This is a genomic window from Marinobacter salinus (assembly GCF_001854125.1).
Taxonomy (GTDB): Bacteria; Pseudomonadota; Gammaproteobacteria; order Pseudomonadales; family Oleiphilaceae; genus Marinobacter; species Marinobacter salinus.
In genome coordinates, this window is the sequence record NZ_CP017715.1 from 2,729,562 (window position 1) to 2,748,456 (window position 18,895).

16 protein-coding genes and 1 tRNA gene are annotated in these 18,895 nt (G+C 57.2%); 14 read left to right on the forward strand and 3 right to left on the reverse strand.

The genetic code is table 11. The annotated features are described in order from the left end of the window. The first annotated feature begins 16 nt into the window (after window positions 1-16). The 9 genes from gluQRS to pgi all read left to right on the forward strand — a co-directional run bounded on the left by gluQRS (window position 17) and on the right by pgi (window position 11,547). Window positions 17-889 carry a tRNA glutamyl-Q(34) synthetase GluQRS gene (gene gluQRS / locus BKP64_RS12705; RefSeq protein WP_070970629.1) on the forward strand — a complete coding sequence of 291 codons (873 nt, stop codon included), beginning with the start codon at window positions 17-19 and terminating at the stop codon, window positions 887-889. Window positions 890-939: 50 nt separating this feature from the next. Beyond that, complete coding sequence (locus BKP64_RS19400) at window positions 940-1,116, forward strand: hypothetical protein (RefSeq protein ID WP_198402615.1); 177 nt, start codon at window positions 940-942, stop codon at window positions 1,114-1,116. Beyond that, window positions 1,106-4,069, forward strand: a complete 2,964-nt coding sequence (locus tag BKP64_RS12710) for an ATP-binding protein (RefSeq protein WP_070970631.1) — start codon at window positions 1,106-1,108, stop codon at window positions 4,067-4,069. The genes BKP64_RS19400 and BKP64_RS12710 overlap by 11 nt, the downstream gene beginning before the upstream one ends. Before the next feature lie 7 nt (window positions 4,070-4,076). Next, on the forward strand, window positions 4,077-5,480 hold the full coding sequence (locus BKP64_RS12715) for a sigma-54-dependent transcriptional regulator (RefSeq protein WP_070970634.1): 1,404 nt from the start codon (window positions 4,077-4,079) through the stop codon (window positions 5,478-5,480). 708 nt (window positions 5,481-6,188) lie between these two features. Continuing rightward, on the forward strand, window positions 6,189-7,556 hold the full coding sequence (pcnB, locus tag BKP64_RS12720) for a polynucleotide adenylyltransferase PcnB (RefSeq protein ID WP_070970638.1): 1,368 nt from the start codon (window positions 6,189-6,191) through the stop codon (window positions 7,554-7,556). Next, window positions 7,556-8,059 carry a 2-amino-4-hydroxy-6-hydroxymethyldihydropteridine diphosphokinase gene (gene folK / locus BKP64_RS12725; RefSeq protein ID WP_070970642.1) on the forward strand — a complete coding sequence of 168 codons (504 nt, stop codon included), beginning with the start codon at window positions 7,556-7,558 and terminating at the stop codon, window positions 8,057-8,059. The genes pcnB and folK (BKP64_RS12725) overlap by 1 nt, the downstream gene beginning before the upstream one ends. A gap of 159 nt (window positions 8,060-8,218) precedes the next feature. Then, the gene (panB, locus tag BKP64_RS12730) at window positions 8,219-9,013 is read left to right on the forward strand and encodes a 3-methyl-2-oxobutanoate hydroxymethyltransferase (RefSeq protein ID WP_070970645.1); all 795 of its coding nucleotides are present in this window, start codon (window positions 8,219-8,221) and stop codon (window positions 9,011-9,013) included. After that, entirely contained in the window at window positions 9,010-9,858 is an 849-nt protein-coding gene (gene panC, locus BKP64_RS12735; protein WP_070970648.1) for a pantoate--beta-alanine ligase, read from the forward strand. The genes panB and panC overlap by 4 nt, the downstream gene beginning before the upstream one ends. A 30-nt stretch (window positions 9,859-9,888) precedes the next feature. Beyond that, entirely contained in the window at window positions 9,889-11,547 is a 1,659-nt protein-coding gene (pgi, locus tag BKP64_RS12740) for a glucose-6-phosphate isomerase (protein ID WP_070970651.1), read from the forward strand. Here pgi and folK (BKP64_RS12745) read toward each other — a convergent pair. Both folK (BKP64_RS12745) and BKP64_RS12750 read right to left on the reverse strand, forming a co-directional pair. After that, entirely contained in the window at window positions 11,533-12,057 is a 525-nt protein-coding gene (gene folK / locus BKP64_RS12745) for a 2-amino-4-hydroxy-6-hydroxymethyldihydropteridine diphosphokinase (protein WP_070970654.1), read from the reverse strand. The two genes, pgi and folK (BKP64_RS12745), sit on opposite strands and share 15 nt — an antisense overlap. Then, a complete protein-coding gene (locus BKP64_RS12750) occupies window positions 12,057-12,413 on the reverse strand; it encodes a dihydroneopterin aldolase (RefSeq protein ID WP_070970657.1) in 357 nt (118 codons plus the stop codon). Before BKP64_RS12750 ends, folK (BKP64_RS12745) begins: the two co-directional genes overlap by 1 nt. Window positions 12,414-12,553: 140 nt before the next feature. Between BKP64_RS12750 and plsY the strand changes: the two genes are divergently transcribed. Further along, entirely contained in the window at window positions 12,554-13,147 is a 594-nt protein-coding gene (gene plsY, locus BKP64_RS12755; RefSeq protein WP_070973676.1) for a glycerol-3-phosphate 1-O-acyltransferase PlsY, read from the forward strand. Window positions 13,148-13,156: 9 nt separating this feature from the next. On the opposite strand, the gene tsaD is transcribed toward plsY, so the two are convergent. After that, the gene (gene tsaD, locus BKP64_RS12760) at window positions 13,157-14,212 is read right to left on the reverse strand and encodes a tRNA (adenosine(37)-N6)-threonylcarbamoyltransferase complex transferase subunit TsaD (protein WP_070970660.1); all 1,056 of its coding nucleotides are present in this window, start codon (window positions 14,210-14,212) and stop codon (window positions 13,157-13,159) included. 235 nt (window positions 14,213-14,447) lie between these two features. Between tsaD and rpsU the strand changes: the two genes are divergently transcribed. From rpsU to BKP64_RS12780, 4 genes are all read left to right on the forward strand, one after another. Beyond that, window positions 14,448-14,663: a 30S ribosomal protein S21 gene (gene rpsU, locus BKP64_RS12765; RefSeq protein ID WP_007153483.1), complete on the forward strand. Its 216-nt coding sequence runs from the start codon at window positions 14,448-14,450 to the stop codon at window positions 14,661-14,663. A 156-nt stretch (window positions 14,664-14,819) separates the two neighbouring features. Continuing rightward, window positions 14,820-16,547: a DNA primase gene (dnaG, locus tag BKP64_RS12770; protein WP_070970663.1), complete on the forward strand. Its 1,728-nt coding sequence runs from the start codon at window positions 14,820-14,822 to the stop codon at window positions 16,545-16,547. A gap of 120 nt (window positions 16,548-16,667) precedes the next feature. After that, window positions 16,668-18,509, forward strand: a complete 1,842-nt coding sequence (gene rpoD / locus BKP64_RS12775; RefSeq protein WP_070970666.1) for an RNA polymerase sigma factor RpoD — start codon at window positions 16,668-16,670, stop codon at window positions 18,507-18,509. 98 nt (window positions 18,510-18,607) lie between these two features. Then, window positions 18,608-18,684, forward strand: a tRNA-Ile gene (locus tag BKP64_RS12780). The last annotated feature ends 211 nt before the right edge of the window (window positions 18,685-18,895 follow it).

Below are 18,895 nucleotides of genomic sequence, written 5' to 3' on the forward strand. Positions count from 1 at the left end.
GGCTCGCTGATCGCTCATGACCGCAGCACCGTATCGGGGGCGTTTCGCGCCCTCCCCAACCGGACCCCTGCATTTCGGCTCTCTTGTGGCCGGGCTGGCCAGCTACCTTGAAGCGCACAGCCATGGCGGTCAGTGGTTTATCAGAATAGAAGACCTCGATCCCCTCAGGGAACCACCGGAAGCTACCGGCCAGATTCTTCGAAGCCTTGAGGCCCACAATCTGTTTGCGGATGACGCAGTCCGTTTCCAGTCCCGACGCCATAACGCTTACCAGGCCGCCATTGATCGCCTGATCATGCAAGGCGACGCCTACCGCTGCACCTGTTCCAGAAAACAGCTACAGGACAATCGTGGTCGCCACCCCGGTCATTGTCGCGATGGACATATCAGCCCCGGCGACCGCCCCTTTGCTATTCGCTTTGCCCTGAAAGACGAGGAAAGCCATTGGCAGGACCAGCTTCTGGGGCCCCAGCACCAGACCGTGAAAGCCGAACTGGATGACCCCGTCATCCTTCGCAAGGAAGGTTTCTATGCCTATCAACTGGCCGTTGTGGTAGACGACATCGACCAAGACATCACAGATGTGGTCCGAGGCTCTGACTTGCTGGACATGACAGCCCAGCAGCAACAAATCTATCGGGCCCTTGGTGCCACCCCGCCCCGCTGGCTGCACATTCCGGTGATTCTTAATGAGCAGGGTCAGAAACTCAGCAAACAGACCCATGCACCGGCACTGGACGATGACAATGCGGCAAGAAACCTGTTTCTGGCCCTTTTGGCGCTGGGCCAGGAACCACCCAGGTCACTCACTGAGGCGACCGTCGAAAATATCATGGGCTGGGCCCTCAGGCACTGGCGACGGGAGGCCATTCACCTGACATCCCGGTGACTGACATGGTATAAAGCGTTTCACAAACCTCAGCGCGGATAGCATGCCCGATGTATATCTACCGTCTGGTCTTCCTGTTGGTTCTGGCCATCTATATTTTTTCCCCGAACATACTCCACTGGTGGACCTCGCCCGAAAACGCGTGGTACAGCCCCTATGCCATCTGGGGTGGACTGATTGCCATCGGCTTCTGGCTGGAATGGCGGCGGGACCCCAATGAGTTTTAGTGCAACCGGGCTGCTTTTCGCCAGCCTTCTCTACCTTGTTCTCCTGTTCGGTATCGCCTGGATCACAGAGCGCGGCATTTTGCCTCGCCACTGGGTCAGGCACCCGCTGGTCTATACCCTGAGTCTTGGCGTCTATGCCGGCATCTGGGCCGTCTATGCCGCGGTCGGCGTGGCCGCCGAAACCGGGTACGGGTTCCTTGCCTACTACCTGGGCATCAGCGGCGCATTCCTGTTGGCTCCAGTACTGTTAAATCCGGTCATGCGCATTGGCCGGGCCTACCAGCTCACCTCACTTGCGGACCTGTTCGCCTACCGTTATCGGAGCCAGTGGGCCGGTACACTCGTTACCCTCTGCTCAGGCGGCGCCATCCTTGCACTGCTGAGCATGCAGATTCAGGCGGTAACAACGTCTGCCAGCCTTCTTGCGCCGGACACCTCGCCAAACGTCATCAGTGTGCTGTTCAGCCTCACTGTGGTCCTGTTTGCCATGCTGTTTGGCGCTCGCAGAAACCAGAACTCGGAGAATCATCAGGGACTGGTACTGGCGATCGCCTTCGACTCCCTGGTCAAACTGGTAGCGCTGCTGGCACTCGGCGGCGTCATCCTTTTCGGAGTTTTCGGCGGCATGGAAGGGCTCGACGTCTGGCTGGCCGGCAATAACGGACCGGCTACCACCATGACGTTCAACATCGACGACGGCAGTTGGAGGGCGCTCATGCTGATGTCCTTTGCCGCTGCCCTCGTGCTCCCCCATATGTACCATATGACGTTCAGCGAAAATCCCTCGCCGAAGGCTCTGGCGAAGGCCAGCTGGGGGCTGCCCCTGTACCTGTTGCTTCTGGGTTTGCCGGTACCGCTCATTCTCTGGGGAGGGCAGGAACTGGCGATCACCACGGGGCCGAACTTCTATACCATTGGCGTTGCCCAGGCACTCGGCAGCCCGGCGCTGACATTGATGATGTACATTGCAGGCCTCTCCGCTGCCAGTGGTCTCATGATTGTCAGCACTCTCGCCCTCGCCGGAATGGTTCTGAACCATGTGGTACTGCCGCTTAAGACGCCACGGGAGCATGGAGATATCTACCAGTGGCTGCAGTGGATCAAACGCCTTCTGATTGCTGTCATTATCTTTCTGGCGCTGCTGTTTCACGAAACTCTCGGCAAGAATCTGGACCTTTCGATTCTTGGCGTAATCTCGCTTGCGGGGACGCTGCAACTGCTCCCGGGAGCGCTGGGGGTGATCTATTGGCCAGAAGGCAATCGCCGTGGACTGATCGCCGGCTTGCTGGCTGGCCTGACCATCTGGGTAGTGACACTGGTGCTACCGTTTTCTCATACCGCGAACCTGCTGGCGCTGCTCGATGCTCCACTCATTCCCGACTACAGCAACTGGCATATCTTCACATTTGTGAGCCTGACGGCCAACGTAACCGTCTTCGCACTGGTCTCCATCCTCAGCACCAGCACCAATGAGGAAACCAGTGCCGCCCAGGCCTGCTCCATGGGTGCCCTTTCCCGCCCCCAACGCAGGGAGCTGCTGGCAACCTCTTCACAGGACTTTGCCAAACAGCTGGCCGTGCCACTGGGCTATGGCGTGGCCAAACGCGAGGTTGAGCGAGCCCTGGCACAGCTGAAGCTGCCCAATGTGGAATACCGGCCTTACCAGCTGCGCCGATTACGGGATCAGGTCGAGGCCAACCTTTCCGGACTGTTAGGCCCTTCTGTAGCCCGAGACATGGTTAAACGTTACCTGGGTTTCAAACCCATGGCACGAGGGGGAACGGCACAGGACATCCGCTATGTGGAACGGGCACTGGGGGATTATCAGAACCGCCTGACCGGTCTGGCTGGAGAGCTGGACAACCTGCGAAGACATTACAGGCAGACTCTGCAAAATCTCCCGATTCCCGCTTGTTCCGTTGGTGAGGACGGCGAGATCCTGATGTGGAATCACACCATGGAAGCCTTGACCGGCATCACTGCCGACGATGTGGTTGGTGCGCGGCTTATGGCATTGCCGGAGCATTGGCACCTGCTGCTGGATGATTTCAACCGGGGTGAAGAACTTCACCGCTACAAACACCGCCTGGACCTGCGAGGCAAGCCTCACTGGCTAAACTTGCACAAGGCCACACTCAGCGGCCCGGACCATACCGAAGGTGGCAGCATTATCCTGGTAGAAGACCAGACTGAAACACGACTTCTTGAAGACGAACTTATGCACAGCGAACGGCTCGCCTCCGTTGGCCGACTCGCGGCAGGGGTGGCCCATGAAATCGGCAACCCGGTAACGGGCATCTCGTCGCTGGCGCAGAACCTGAAGCTGGAAACCGACAACCCGGACATTCTTGATACTGCCAACCAGATCCAGCAACAAACCCGGCGAATCTCGGCGATCCTGCAGTCGCTGATGAATTTTGCGCGGACCGGCAATCATGCCCAGGCCAATCGCTATGAGCCAGTGGCTATCCGCCGCTGTGTCGACGAGTCCATTAACCTGCTTTCGCTCAGCAATCAGGGGCCGGGCATCCGTTTCGTAAATGACTGCCCCACCAACCTCCAGGTACTGGGCGATGAGCAGCGGCTAGTCCAGGTTTTCGTCAACCTCCTGGCGAACGCCAGGGATGCCTCTCCGGATGGTGGTACTATTCGGGTCAGTGGTAGCGGTGACGGCTACTCCGCGATTATCGAAGTCATTGACGAAGGCTCTGGTATTCCGCAGGATCAGCTCGATCATATTTTCGAGCCGTTTTACACCACCAAGGCACCTAACAAGGGCACAGGCCTTGGCTTGTCACTTGTGTACAGCATTGTCGAAGAACATTACGGCAATATTCAGGTGGAGAGTCCGGCGAGCCCCGAGACCGGCAAGGGCACCTGTGTACGCTTGAGGCTGCCTGCCTACGAACCGGAAACCGGCAACACCACTGTCAGCCAGAACGAAAGGTCATGAAACTGTTATGCCTCGCATTCTGATCGTAGAAGATGAAGACATTATCCGCTCAGCCATCCGAAAACTGCTGCAGCATGCCGGCTATGAAGTTTCTGATGCCGGCTCGGTGGAAGAAGCCGAACAAAATTATGAGCCGGACCAGTATGACCTGATCATCTCCGATCTGCGCCTGCCTGGCGCAGCCGGGACCGAACTGATCAACCGGGCTCCCAATACGCCGGTTCTGATTATGACCAGTTATGCCAGCCTGCGATCGGCTGTAGACTCCATGAAAATGGGCGCGGTGGAATATATAGCAAAGCCTTTCGACCACGATGAAATGCTCGCCGCGGTGAGCAACATCCTGGCCCGAAAACCCACGGCCCCAGACAGTTCTGAAGAGCCGGGAGCGAGCTCTTCCACACCTGAAAACAGCGACCCTGCCAACATCATGTTTGGCCACTGCGAACCCATGCAACGCGTATTCACGCTGATTCGGAAAGTCGCCCCCACCGAAACCACCGTCCTCATTCAGGGCGAGTCCGGTACCGGCAAAGAACTGGCGGCCAGAGCCTTGCACCTTCTCAGCCCTCGTGCGTCAAAGCCACTCATCTCGGTAAACTGCGCAGCGATTCCAGAGAGCCTGATCGAATCCGAACTCTTCGGACACGAGAAGGGCGCCTTTACCGGTGCAGTCTCCGCCCGCACAGGTTTGATTGAAGCCGCTGACGGCGGCAGCCTCTTCCTCGACGAGATTGGCGAACTGCCAGCGGAAGCTCAGGCCCGCCTCCTCCGAGTATTGCAGGAAAGCGAGATCCGTAGAGTAGGTTCGACTCAGAGCCGAAAGGTCAGCGTGAGGATGATTGCAGCGACGCACCGTAACCTGAAAGCCATGACCCGTACCGGGGAATTCCGCGAAGACCTCTATTACCGCCTGAATGTCATGCAGATTCGCATTCCGCCCTTAAGGGAACGACAGAGCGATATCATGGGCCTTGCGCGCCGGTTCCTTAAGCGCCAGGGAGAAAAGATGGGCAAACCCAACCTGAACCTGAGCCCGGAAGCCATGCGCGCCCTGGAACGTCATCGCTGGCCGGGCAACGTCCGGGAGCTTGAGAATGCCATTGAGCGCGCGACCATCCTGTGTGACAACGACGTAATAACTCCGTCTCTGCTGGACCTGGACAGCGAGGGAGGAGAAGAACACATTCCAGAAACCCTGGTAGCCGGTAATAATGAACAGACCCGGACAAACGATGTGGATTCCGCCAACGACCTGTCACTGGAAGATTACTTCCAGCATTTTGTCCTCGAAAACCAGGATCGTATGAGTGAAACGGAACTGGCGCAAAAGCTCGGAATCAGTCGGAAGTCACTTTGGGAGCGCCGTCAGCGCCTTGGGATCCCCCGCAAAAAATCCTCAGGCAACTGAATCTCCACAGACTGGGCTGAGCCGAACGATCCTGACAATAGTGTGAACTCCGACTCAGTTGTTACCCCATGTTCCTCTCGGTAACACTCCACGTGAAAGTTACGCGTGCTCAGTAACACTTAGGTCGGATACGGGGTAACACTTATGAACTACAAATCCGTAACATACTGTTAATAAAGAAAAACAGAAAACTGGCACACGGCCTGCAACCTATTAAGCGCACAACAACAAGAACAAGAGTGACAACGCAGCGGTAAAACAAAAACAAAAAGCTGCAAGAAGACGTTCGGTAACAAAAACAAAAACAGAACGTAAGCGAACTGAGTGTTTTGGGTACTGTGCTTTTTAGTGGTCCCTTGGCACGTGCGAGTTGTAGATGTAGAGAAGAATCGTCTTTCAGGCGGCACTGCAGCTACCATCGACTTGCCCGGTGTCTCTGACCGCTCCGTGTATTCAAAGCTTTCCGTTTGCACTACTGAAAGGCCCCGACTTTGGGGATAGACAGTGGGGTAAAAAAACGAAAAAAATCCCGACCAACAACAAAAACAATGCAGATCGTCAACGCTTTCAGGGCGGATTCGTGCAAACGGATCCGCCTTTTGATTATCTGATTCAGGCATTTTGGCATCACATCCCAAGCCAAACGTGTGCAAATCCTGCGCAAACCGTTAAACTCTCGGTTTTTGCTCATCGCAACAACGGATTTCAATGCCTAAACGACTCGTCGATAAACTCCGCTCATTCATTCCCGGCAGCGGCAAGAAAAAGCCCCTCGTGTATCAACGTAGGGAAATTCCCCGCGACCAGCATAATGTCTCTCGCTCAATGATCAGCGAGCCCGCGAAGAAGGTTCTGCACCGGCTGAACAAGTCCGGCTACGAAGCCTACCTCGTCGGCGGAGGCGTTCGGGACCTCCTGCTTAACGGCAACCCCAAAGACTTCGACATCGCTACCAATGCGACCCCGGAAGAGGTCCATGACCTGTTCCGGAACTCTCGCCTGATCGGCCGGAGGTTCCGCATCGTGCATGTGGTGTTTGGTCGAGAAGTTATCGAAGTCACGACCTTCAGGGGTAACGCCAGCCAGGTGGAAGACGATTCGGACGATGACGACCGCAAAACCAGCGAGCACGGCCTGCTGTTACGGGACAATGTCTACGGCAACCAGGAAGAAGATGCCCTGCGCAGGGACTTTACGGTTAACGCTCTTTATTACTGCATCCGGGACTTCACCATTGTTGATTTCGCCAATGGTATTGAAGACCTTCGCAACCGCCAGCTCAGGCTCATTGGTGACCCTGAGACGCGTTATCGGGAGGATCCGGTACGCATGCTGCGGGCGATTCGATTTGCGGCCAAACTGGGCTTTGACATTGAGCCTGAAACCGAAGCACCCATTCAGGAACTTGCTCCTCTGCTGACGCACATTCCTGCAGCCCGGCTATTTGATGAAGTCCTGAAGCTTTTCTCTGCAGGCCATGGCGAAGCCACTTACGATTTGCTGACCCGTTACAATCTTCTGGCCCCGCTGTTTCCCGAAACCGTGAGAGCAATCGAGGCGGGCGAGCCCGATGAGCTTATCCGGCAGGCACTCAGGAACACCGATGCCCGTATCGCTCAGGGCAAGTCAGTAACCCCTTACTTCCTGTTTGCTGCCATGCTGTGGCCTGCCCTTCAGGCAGAATGGCGGCGCCGCCAGGATAACGGCGACCCGGTGCAGCCAGCGCTTCATTCCGCTATAGGCAGGGTGATTGGGCAACAGGTCCAGGCAACCTCGATCCCAAAACGATTCTCCGGCCCCATGAAGGAAATCTGGGAGCTACAGATGCGACTACCAAGGCGCCAGGGTAAACGGGCCTTTGTCACTCTGAGTCACCCCCGCTTTCGGGCAGCCTATGATTTCCTCCTGGTGCGGGAAGCATCCGGCGAGATCGAGCCCGGACTCGGCACGTGGTGGACAGACTTCCAGAAGCTGGACGAGCGGGGACAGGAACGCATGCTCTCCGAATTGAGCAGCGACGCCCCCAAAAAACGCCGGCGCCGCCGGAAACCACCGGTTAAACGGCCTGCCCAATAGTGAAAACCGACGCCTTCATCGGTCTGGGCAGCAACCTTGAGAACCCCGCTGCCCAGCTGGCCAGAGCCGTCGCCGAACTGGCTGCACTGCCCGGTACGGTTCTGGTGGCGCAATCTCCCTTTTACGCCAGCCGCCCGGTCGGCCCCCAGGATCAGCCCGACTTCGTTAATGGTGCGGTCTGGCTGAGCACAACACTGCCCCCCCATTCGCTGCTGGATCACTTGCAGAGGGTGGAGCAGCTTCATGGCCGGGAACGGCTTCGCCACTGGGGACCAAGAACCCTGGACCTGGATCTGCTGATCTTCGGCACCCAGACGATTAATGACGAACGCCTCACCGTTCCCCACCCAGAGCTTTCAAACCGCGACTTTGTCCTTCAGCCCCTACTGGATCTAAGCCCGGACCTCACCCTGCCCGACGGTGCCTCTGTGGCAGAATTGCGCAGGCGGTGCCAGGACAATCACCTGCGTAAACTTCCGCCCGTGACACGGAAGCCTGGTTAGACCTTGTAACGCCATTTCCGGCGTCAGGCCCTGTCAGCCGGGCGGATTATGGTTCGTGCTACTATTGCCTCAGACATACCCCCGGATTACCCTTAACATCTGAATGCCGGTAGACCCCCGGCCCGGTCTTGGCCCATCCACCCAAAAGGCAAGGATTCTATGGCTGTAACCATCAATACCCTTCGGGAATACAAGCAGAAGGGCGAGGCCTTTTCTGCCCTAACCTCTTACGATGCCACTTTCGCACAGGTAGTCAGTGAAGCCGGTGTCGATGTCATCCTGATCGGAGACTCTCTCGGAATGGTTCTCCAGGGCCACGACAGCACACTGCCGGTAACCATGGACCAGATGGTCTATCACACAAGCTGTGTTGCCAAAGGCAATCGTGGCTCTCTGATCATGGCCGACATGCCTTTCATGACCTATGGGACCGTAGAGGCCGCCCTTGAGAATGCGGCCGACCTCATGCGTGCGGGTGCGCACATGGTCAAGCTTGAAGGCACCGACTGGATGAAAGAAACCATCAGCGCACTGAGCGAACGGGGCGTGCCCGTTTGTGCGCATCTGGGGCTGACACCGCAATTCGTTAACAAGCTCGGCGGTTACAAGGTCCAGGGCCGGGACGAAAAAGCGGCGGAAATCATGATTGAACACGCCTGCGAGCTGGAAGCCGCCGGCGCAGATATCATTCTTCTGGAGTGCGTGCCCGCCCCGCTCGCGGCCCGGATTTCCCAGGCCGTAAAAGCGCCCGTTATTGGCATTGGCGCGGGATCAGACACCGATGGCCAGGTACTTGTGCTACACGACATGCTGGGCGTTACCACCGGCCGCAAGCCCCGCTTCGTGAAAAACTTTCTGGCAGAAACCGAGTCCGTTCAGGAAGCTGTATCTGCGTACGTCAAAGCGGTCCGAGAGCGCACCTTCCCCGCTGAGGAGCATACGTTCAAGGCATGAGAACCATACACTCCCTGAAAGAACTTCGTACCATCCTCCGTGGCTACCGCCGGCAGGGAAAAACCATCGGTCTGGTTCCGACCATGGGCAACCTGCATGAAGGCCATATCTCACTGGTTCGAAAAGCGTCAGAAGCCGCGGATATCGTGGTCACCAGCATCTTTGTCAACCCGATGCAGTTCGGGGCCGGCGAGGACTTGGAGACCTATCCGCGCACCCTTGCCGAGGACCAGGAGCAGCTGGAGGCGGCCGGAAATACACTAGTGTTCGCACCCGCGGCTTCCGAAGTCTACCCGGAAGGTCTGTCCCAGCAGACACAGGTCGTCGTACCCGAAGTCAGTGATGGTCACTGCGGCGCCAGCCGACCCGGTCATTTTGAGGGTGTCGCGACTGTTGTAACCATGCTTTTCAACATGGTCCAGCCGGATTTCGCCGTATTCGGGGAAAAGGATTTCCAGCAGTTGGCCGTTATCCGCAAGATGGTCAGAGACCTGATGATCCCTGTGGAAGTTGTGGGGGCGCCGACCGTCCGTGAAAGCGACGGCCTTGCGAAAAGCTCCAGGAACGGCTATCTGTCGGCAGAAGAGCGGAAACTTGCGCCAGTGGTGTACCTTACGCTCCAGCAAACCGCCGAAAAACTCGCGGAGGGACGGACCGATTTCCAGACTCTGGAGCAGGATGCCAGGAAAAATCTCGTTGCGGCCGGACTTCGCCCTGACTACTTTAATATTGTGAGCAGCCGGACACTGAAACCGGCAACACCGGAAGACAGTGACATTACCCTGCTAGTGGCAGCGTTCCTTGGCACCACACGCCTGATAGATAACCTCTCTATCAGCCGGTGACCAACCTACCTGACTGAAAAGGATTCTCAGATGCCCAGGAGCCCAGCAACACTGACATCCCGACCGGAGTGGCAGGCACTGAAGCAACATCGGGAAAAATTACAGTCAAAGCCGATGAAGCAGCTATTCTCGGAGGACCCAGGTCGTGCGAAACGATATTTTATTCAAGGAGCGGGCCTGTCCCTGGACTTCTCGAAAAACCGGATTACTGATGAAACCCTGAATGCGCTGCTGGCCCTGGCCAGAAGCTGCGACGTGGAAAGTCGTCGGGACGCCCTGTTTCGAGGTGACAAGGTCAATGTCACCGAGAGTCGCCCCGCCCTTCATACAGCTCTCCGACACCCGGGCAATGATTCCATTGTGGTGGACGGCGTTGATGTTATCGCAGAAGTCCAGGCGACCCTTAAACGCATGGAGGTACTCGTCGACAGCGTTCTGGACCAGTCCAGAATGGGTTACAGCGGCAAACCCTTTACCGATGTTATCAGCATTGGCATTGGTGGCTCGTACCTGGGACCCAAGCTGGTGGGCGAAGCACTTCAGCCCTATTGGCATGGCGGCATACGCTGCCATTACGTGGCGAACATCGACGGCACCGATATCTGCGAAACATTGAGGGTGGTAAATCCGGAGACCACTCTGTTCCTGGTTCAGTCCAAGTCCTTCCGCACCCAGGAAACGCTTGAAAACAGCAAGGTAGCGAGGAGATGGTTTCTTGAACACTGCGAAGATGAGTCAGCAATTGCCTGCCACTTTCTGGCTGTGACAGCCAACGTTCCGGCAGCTGAAGCCTTTGGCATTGAGGCTGACAATGTCTTCCCGGTGTGGGACTGGGTTGGCGGTCGTTACTCCCTCTGGTCTGCCATTGGCCTACCCGTGGCACTGACCATTGGCATGAATAACTTTCGCGGCCTGCTCGCAGGCGCGCACTCGATGGACAACCATTTCAGAGATGCGCCCCTGGAACAGAACCTTCCGGTGGTAATGGCGTTACTCAGCGTCTGGTACAACAATTTCTGGGATGCAGAGACCCACGCAATTCTCCCCTACGACCACTATCTTCGTAGCCTGCCAGACCACCTTCAGCAGCTGGACATGGAAAGCAACGGCAAAAGTGTGAATGAGGCGGGGGGGGCACTCGACTATGAAACCGGACCGGTAATTTGGGGCGGGGTTGGGTCGAACGGTCAGCATGCCTACCACCAGTTGATTCATCAGGGCACCCGACTGATACCTGCGGACTTCATTATCCCCCTCACGACCCACAATCCGGTCGCAACGCACCACGCTGACCTCTTCGCCAACTGCCTGAGCCAGGCCCGTGCGATGATGGCGGGAAAATCACTGGAAGAGGCTCGGGCGGAACTGGCCGACGAAGGGTTGGCCGATGCCGAGATTGAGCGACTGGCGCCTCACAAGGTCATCCCGGGGAATAAACCCAGCAACACATTACTGATGGGAAAGGTAACACCGGAAACGGTGGGCGCCCTGATCGCGCTCTACGAACACAGGACCTTCGTTCAGGGTGTGATCTGGGACCTGGATTCGTTTGATCAGTGGGGCGTTGAGCTTGGAAAGCAACTTGGCAAGGGCATCCTGCCCCGGCTTCTGGATAAAGATTTAGGTAGTCCTGACAGCGACAGCTCCACCGACAATCTGATTGACCTGTTCCTTTCAGCCCGCCGATAGAGAGATCTGTCGTCCCTGCCAGCGAAAGTTGACCGGCCAGAGCCTCTGGTCGGCACTATACTCCTGCCAGAGCTCACCATAGGACTGTCCGCACACAGGATGGAGAACCTCCGGCGCGATATCGGCAAGCGGGCGAAGTACGAACGCATTCTTCAGAATTTCTCCCCGCGGCAACTCTACACCGTCGATCTGCCCGATCGCATCCCCGTACGTGAGGATGTCCAGATCCAAGGTTCGGGCACTGAACTTCGGCACGTTCCTGCGTCGCCCGTTTTCCGCCTCCAGCCTCTTGAACCGCCGGGACAATTCACCAACCGACGCATCAGTGGTTACACCCACAACCAGGTTCAGAAAAGGCGAGCCGTCAAACCCGACCGCCTCGCTCTCATAGACCGGTGAAATCTCAAGTTCGCCGAACCATTCACCGAGCGCATCCAGCGCCGCCGAGACATAACGCTCCCGGTCGACGTTGCTGCCGATACTGAGGTAGACCTTAACCCGGCCAGCCATCAACGTGCCCCTCTTTCGATTCGGACACCGACCCACTGCGCCTCCGGCACAGCACCGGGCTTTTTGAGCGTCAGCCTCAGCCAGGCGATGCCAAACGCATCCTGCAAGTCTGTCGCCAGAGCTTCCGCTCCGTGTTCCAGCAACCGTGGCTTGAGTGCCTGCAGGCAAGCAACGACCCGGGCACTGACAGCCGCATAATCGAGAGCGTCTCTCACATCGTCCGAGGCGCCGGGAACACGATTGTCCCATGCCATTTCCAGATCTACCATCAGGCGCTGGTCAACCTCACGCTCCCAGTCATAGACACCGACAACGGTCTCCACTGCCAGTCCTTCAATGAGCACACTGTCTGACAAAGTGACTCCCGGAGTATTCCACTCTTTGGTAATTGAATAACATTCAGCCAACGGATACCGTTCAGTTGCTGGCCTGCGAATTCGGGACCGGCATTTTCGCATACAACACCCTAAGGCGTCTCCGCCTCCGAGCCAACATCATGAATTTGCCCAGCGACCCGGTCGTTACCGTTCTGCTTTGCGCTGCCGCCTACCTGGCCGGCTCAGTGTTGTTTGCCATGCCGGTGTGTCGCCTATGGAAGCTCCCCGACCCACGTGCCCAGGGCTCGGGCAACCCCGGGGCAACCAACGTCTACCGGACAGGGGGCTGGAAACCCGCCCTGGCAACTCTGGCTCTGGATGCGGCCAAGGGCTGGCTGCCAGTCTGGCTGGCCCACGCAGCCGGGCTTTCGGTAATGGTCCAGGCCGTCGTGGCCCTGTTTGCCGTAACCGGACACATGATCCCAGCCTTTTACCGTTTCAAGGGCGGCAAGGGCGTGGCGACGGCTCTCGGAGCAGGCCTGGCACTGGCACCCGTAACAACTCTGTTATTGGCGGTAATATGGATAGCCGTGATGTGGCGGTGGCGCATCTCAGCGCTGGCGTCACTCATAGCGGTAATCAGTGGCCCGATAATCAGCGCATTCATTGAACCGGAAACCTTGCCTCTTTTCGGGCTACTGGCACTGCTGATTGTGGTTCGACATCGCAACAACCTGATACGACTGGCCCAGGGCCGGGAAACGGGGCTCTAAGGTCCTGCCCTAATCCGCCAGTCCGGATAACCGAGACTCACCGACCGCAGGTAGCGTGTTCATGGGCCAGCGGGGCACCGCGGCAATCCGCTCGCCGTCCTGCTGCCCGGCCAGAAGGCGTTGTGCGCCGGCATAAGCGATCATGGCGCCGTTGTCTGTGCAGAACTCAGGCCGGGCATAAAATACAACCGCCTTCAGTTTTACCGCCATTTTTTCCAGTCCCTCGCGGAGTCGCTTATTGGCGCTAACTCCGCCCGCGATCACAAGGCGTTCGCAGCCCGTCTGCTCAAGAGCACGGCGGCACTTGATCGCAAGTGTGTCAACAACCGCAGACTCAAACGCCAGGGCGATATCGGCACGAGTCTGGTCATTCAGTTCACCCGCCTTCCGGGCAGCATTCACCGTATTCAGGGTGAACGTTTTCAGGCCGCTAAAGCTGAAATCAAGACCCGGGCGGTCCGTCATTGGTCGCGGGAAGCGGTAGCGTCCAGCCGTGCCCGCTTCGGCAAGGGCGGCCACCCTGGGCCCGCCCGGGTAATCAAGCCCCAGCATCTTCGCGGCTTTGTCGAAAGCCTCGCCCGCCGCATCATCCACGGACTCGCCAAGCATTTCATACTCGCCGATGCCGTCGACCCGTACCAACTGCGTATGACCACCGGAAACCAGTAACGCTACAAACGGAAAGCCCGGCGGATTGTCCTCCAGCATAGGAGCCAGCAAGTGCCCCTCCATGTGATGAACACCCAGCACCGGTATCCCCAGCGCAAACCCCAATGCATGGGCGACTGCCCCCCCGACCATCAGAGCCCCGACAAGACCCGGACCGGCCGTGTACGCAATACCATCGATATCCTGTCGGGTCTTGCCGGCCTCTGCCAGAACCTGGTCACACAGAGGGAGGAGCTTCCGGACATGGTCCCGGGATGCCAGCTCTGGCACAACTCCACCATAATCCGCATGCATATCAACCTGGCTGAACAAAGCGTGGGCGAGCAGCCCGAGGTCGCTGTCGAACAGCGCCACGCCAGTTTCGTCGCAAGAGGTTTCAATACCGAGAATCAGCATAATATCCGGGCCACATTGGTTCAGTTAGAATGGGAGCCGGCATTTTAGCAGAAACCCGAAACAGGCTGACAGATTCATCGAACAAACATTGACCTCGCCATAAGGCAAGCGCTATCATTGCCGCCCTAAAATATGCACTGGTCGAGTTTTAGCCAATCTGACCAGGGATCGAGCCGCTCTGGCCATGCCAGGCGGACAAAAATCAAACTGAATCTATCAGGTAGGTGATTTTCGAATGCCAGCTGTTAAAGTGAAAGAGAATGAACCGTTTGACGTAGCACTGCGTCGCTTCAAGCGTTCCTGCGAAAAAGCAGGCGTACTTTCAGAAGTACGTCGTCGTGAGCACTACGAGAAGCCGACCGCTGTCCGTAAGCGCAAAGCAGCCGCTGCCGTTAAGCGTCATCTCAAGAAGCTTCAGCGGGAACAGCGCAAGTTCGAGCGTCTGTACTAAGTTTTTTGACCGACGCCGCTTGACTGCAAAGCACTGATCGCCTGTCCAGCCGCAGGCTGCACAGAGCGACTCAAAAAATGCCGCCGAGGCCTGGCTTCGGCGGCATTTTTGGCTATGGCCGAACTCTGACAAACCCCCGGTTGATCTGGAGTCTCCATGAGCGGACTGATCCCTCAACGTTTCGTTGAAGACCTGCTTGATCGCGTCGATCTGGCAGAGCTGATCGGTTCACGCATAACACTCAAGAAAGCCGGCGCCAACTACAAGGCTTGCTGTCCGTTTCACGACGAAAAGACGCCATCTTTCAATGTGAGACCGGACAAGGGCTTTTATCACTGTTTTGGCTGCGGCGCCCATGGCGATGCCATCAGCTTCATCCGGGAATTCGAAGGGCTGGGCTTCACCGAAGCAGTAGAGGAACTGGCAAGGCGGGCCGGCCTGGAGGTGCCCTACGACCGGGCAGCCAAACAGGAAATGCAGCAGGCAAGAACACTGACGGATGCGCTGGATTTCGCCAACCGGTTTTATCAGTCAGCTCTGCGCAACCAACATGGCGCCTTCGCCCGGGATTATCTGGAGCAAAGGGGACTGGATGACACAATTATCCAGCAGTACCAGATTGGTTACGCTCCAGCGACCGGAACAGCACTGTTCGAGGCCGCCAGCAAGGATTTGCAGGGCCCGCTGCTTGAAACCGGAACGGTGTCAGACAAATACGGCCGCCCGAGAGACCTGTTCCGGAACCGGGTCATGTTCCCCATCCGCAACAGCCGGGGAAAAACGATTGCGTTTGGCGGACGCACGCTCGGGGACGACAAAGCCAAATACATCAACTCGCCGGAGTCTGATGTATTTCACAAGAGCCGAGAGATCTATGGCCTATTTGAGGCCAAGCAGTCCCTGAAGCAGCTCGACAAGCTGCTCGTTGTAGAAGGTTACATGGACGTGATTGCCCTTGCCCAACACGGCATTCACTTCGCGGTCGCAACACTGGGCACAGCAACAAATCAGGACAGCCTGACAGCACTGCTGAAACAGGTCAGACACATCGTGTTCTGTTTTGACGGAGATCAGGCCGGCTTCAGAGCGGCAGACAGAGCAATGGACAATGCCCTGGAACTGATGGCTGACGGGCTGCACCTGCAGTTTCTGATGCTGCCACAGGGTGAAGACCCGGACACACTGGTTCGCAAGGAAGGCCCGGATGCGTTTCAGAAGCGGATTGACGGCGCCACACCACTGTCGAGATATCTGTTTGACCGGCAGAGCGAGGGTCTGGACCTGCAACTACCGGAAAATCGGGGCGAGCTGAGGGCGCGGGTCGAGCCACTGCTCAACAAAATGCCAAGGTGCACCCTCAGGGATGCAATGTGGCATGAAATGCTGCGCTTGTGCGGCGGGCGGAACCAGTGGCAGAACCGCGACCAGCAAAAGCGAGGCAAATGGAGCGGCGAGCGCCGCGACCGGGTCAATGAAGAGCGCATTGATGTAAAGCTCAGCAAGGACAGCATCTTATGCCTGGCCCTGCTGGAAGCCCCTGACCTGGCAACCGAAGTGACAGAGCTTGCGAAAGGATCACGTCAGTTCAGCCAGGCGCGAAACTTCGCCAGCTGGATTCTCGAACGGGAAGCTCGAGACAGGAAGACGCTGGTACGTTGCCTGGCACTGGATAACCAGGCCCGGGAGCAGTTCTACCACTTGTTCGACGGAATCGAGCATATCCCCGCGAGGGAGAGCACACTAGCCGCCGCCCGTGAATTGCTGAGCCCGAACGAAGAGGCTTCACGGCAACAACGGATGGCCGCACTGTTACGAAATCTTTCGAACCTCACGACCGAGGAACGAGAAGAGCTGAAAGCACTGAGTAGTGGCACTCAGGAATAACAGCACTTGAAACTTGACGCACTGATCACCATCTAATCATTCGGTGGCAGAGCAACCGAGCGACAGCTATAATGGCTGTTTAACTTTTTTCCTTTTTAGAAGCGAGTTCACAGGGTGTCTATGTCAGGCAATTCGCAGAAATCCCGTTTGAAAGACCTCATTGCACGAGGCAAAGAACAAGGTTACCTGACTTACGCCGAGGTAAACGATCACCTCCCGGAAGACATCGCCGACCCGGATCAGGTCGAAGACATCATTCGAATGATCAACGACATGGGCATCCAGGTATCTGAAGTTGCGCCGGATGCAGACACACTCCTGATGACGGATGGTGACTCCACTGCAGATGAAGCCGCCGCCGCAGAGGCTGCCGCAGCGCTTGCAGCCGTTGAGTCTGACGCAGGGCGCACCACCGACCCCGTGCGCATGTACATGCGCGAAATGGGTACCGTGGAACTGCTGACCCGCGAAGGCGAAATCGTGATTGCCAAACGCATCGAGGAAGGTATCCGCGATGTCATGGCGGCTGTCGCTCATTTCCCGGGAACCGCTGGGACCGTAGCTCAGGCTTACGACCGGATCATCGAAAACGAAGGTCGCATCAGCGATATCGTGACCGGCTTCCTGGACCCGGACGATGCCGAGCCGTTTATGGGCGAGGAAACGCCTAAGGAGAGCTCCAGCAGCTCAGACTCGGACGACGATGACGACTCCGAAGAGGAAGAAACCGAGAGCGGCCCGGATCCCGAAGAGACTCGTCTCCGATTCGAGCTTCTGAGGGAAAAGCTGGATGCCGCCAATGAGGCGCTGAGTAAGTATGGCCGCTCTGACAAGAGAACCCAGGTTGCACTGAACGAACTGGGCCAGGTCTTCGCTCCGTTCAAACTGGCCAACAAAGCCTTCGATGAACTGGTCAACGTGGTGCGATCCACCAACGACGCAGTGCGGGAGAATGAACGCTCCATCATGCGCATCTGCATCCGTGACTGCAAAATGCCGCGCAAGGAATTCATCAAGTCTTTCCCTGGCAACGAAGTGAACCTGGACTGGTCCGACAAGATTGCCAAAAGCAAAAAGCCTTATGCTGCAGCTATCTCCGAGCGTCTGGATGAAATCGTTCGCCTGCAGAAGCGGATTCAGAACGTTCAGAATGAAGTGGATTTGGACGTCGCTGACATCAAGGAAATCAACCGCCGGGTGTCCATCGGCGAAGCCAAGGCCCGCCGCGCCAAGAAAGAAATGGTCGAGGCCAACCTGCGCCTGGTTATTTCTATCGCCAAGAAATACACCAATCGCGGACTCCAGTTCCTGGACCTTATCCAGGAAGGCAACATCGGTCTGATGAAGGCCGTCGACAAGTTTGAATACCGTCGCGGCTATAAGTTCTCAACCTATGCCACCTGGTGGATTCGTCAGGCCATTACGCGCTCAATCGCGGACCAGGCCAGAACGATCCGTATTCCGGTACACATGATTGAAACCATCAACAAGCTCAACCGGATCTCCCGACAGATGCTGCAGGAGATGGGCCGCGAGCCTACCCCGGAAGAGCTGGGTGAGCGGATGGAAATGCCGGAGGACAAAATCCGGAAAGTCCTGAAGATCGCCAAAGAGCCGATTTCCATGGAAACTCCGATCGGTGACGACGAAGACAGCCATTTGGGTGATTTCATCGAAGACATCCAGGCGCTGTCCCCTGTGGACTCAGCAACCGCCGAAGGCCTCCGCGAATCCACCCGCACCGTGCTGGCGGGCCTGACCGCCCGGGAGTCCAAGGTGTTGCGCATGCGTTTCGGTATTGAAATGAATACCGATCACACCCTGGAAGAAGTCGGGAAGCAATTCGACGTCACCCGGGAGCGTATTCGCCAGATCGAAGCCAAGGCTCTGCGCAAGCTGCGCCACCCATCCCGCTCCGATCACCTGCGCGGCTTCATTGACGACCAGGGCAATCAGAGTTAATTCCGCCAAACAGTAGCGGGCGCCACACCTCGCCGGTATAATGGCGCCCGCTTCGTTTCCCCATCCGGAAACACCTCTCAAAACAGCACATGCTGCACGGGCCTATAGCTCAGTTGGTTAGAGCAGGGGACTCATAATCCCTTGGTCGCAGGTTCGAGTCCTGCTGGGCCCACCATATTTCAATTACTTGAGTGGCGTAGTCTCGCTATCGGAAGAGACCTTTGGTTAGGATCTGCAGAGTACTACCAGTCGCAATTGAGGAACTCCTGTTGGGCCCATCCACTATTTCTATTGACGAAAGTCCTTGGCAGCTAGCGCTCTAGGGTGCGTATAAACGATTTACGCTCGCCCACACTGAACCGCCCAATAAAAAGCCCCGGTAATTC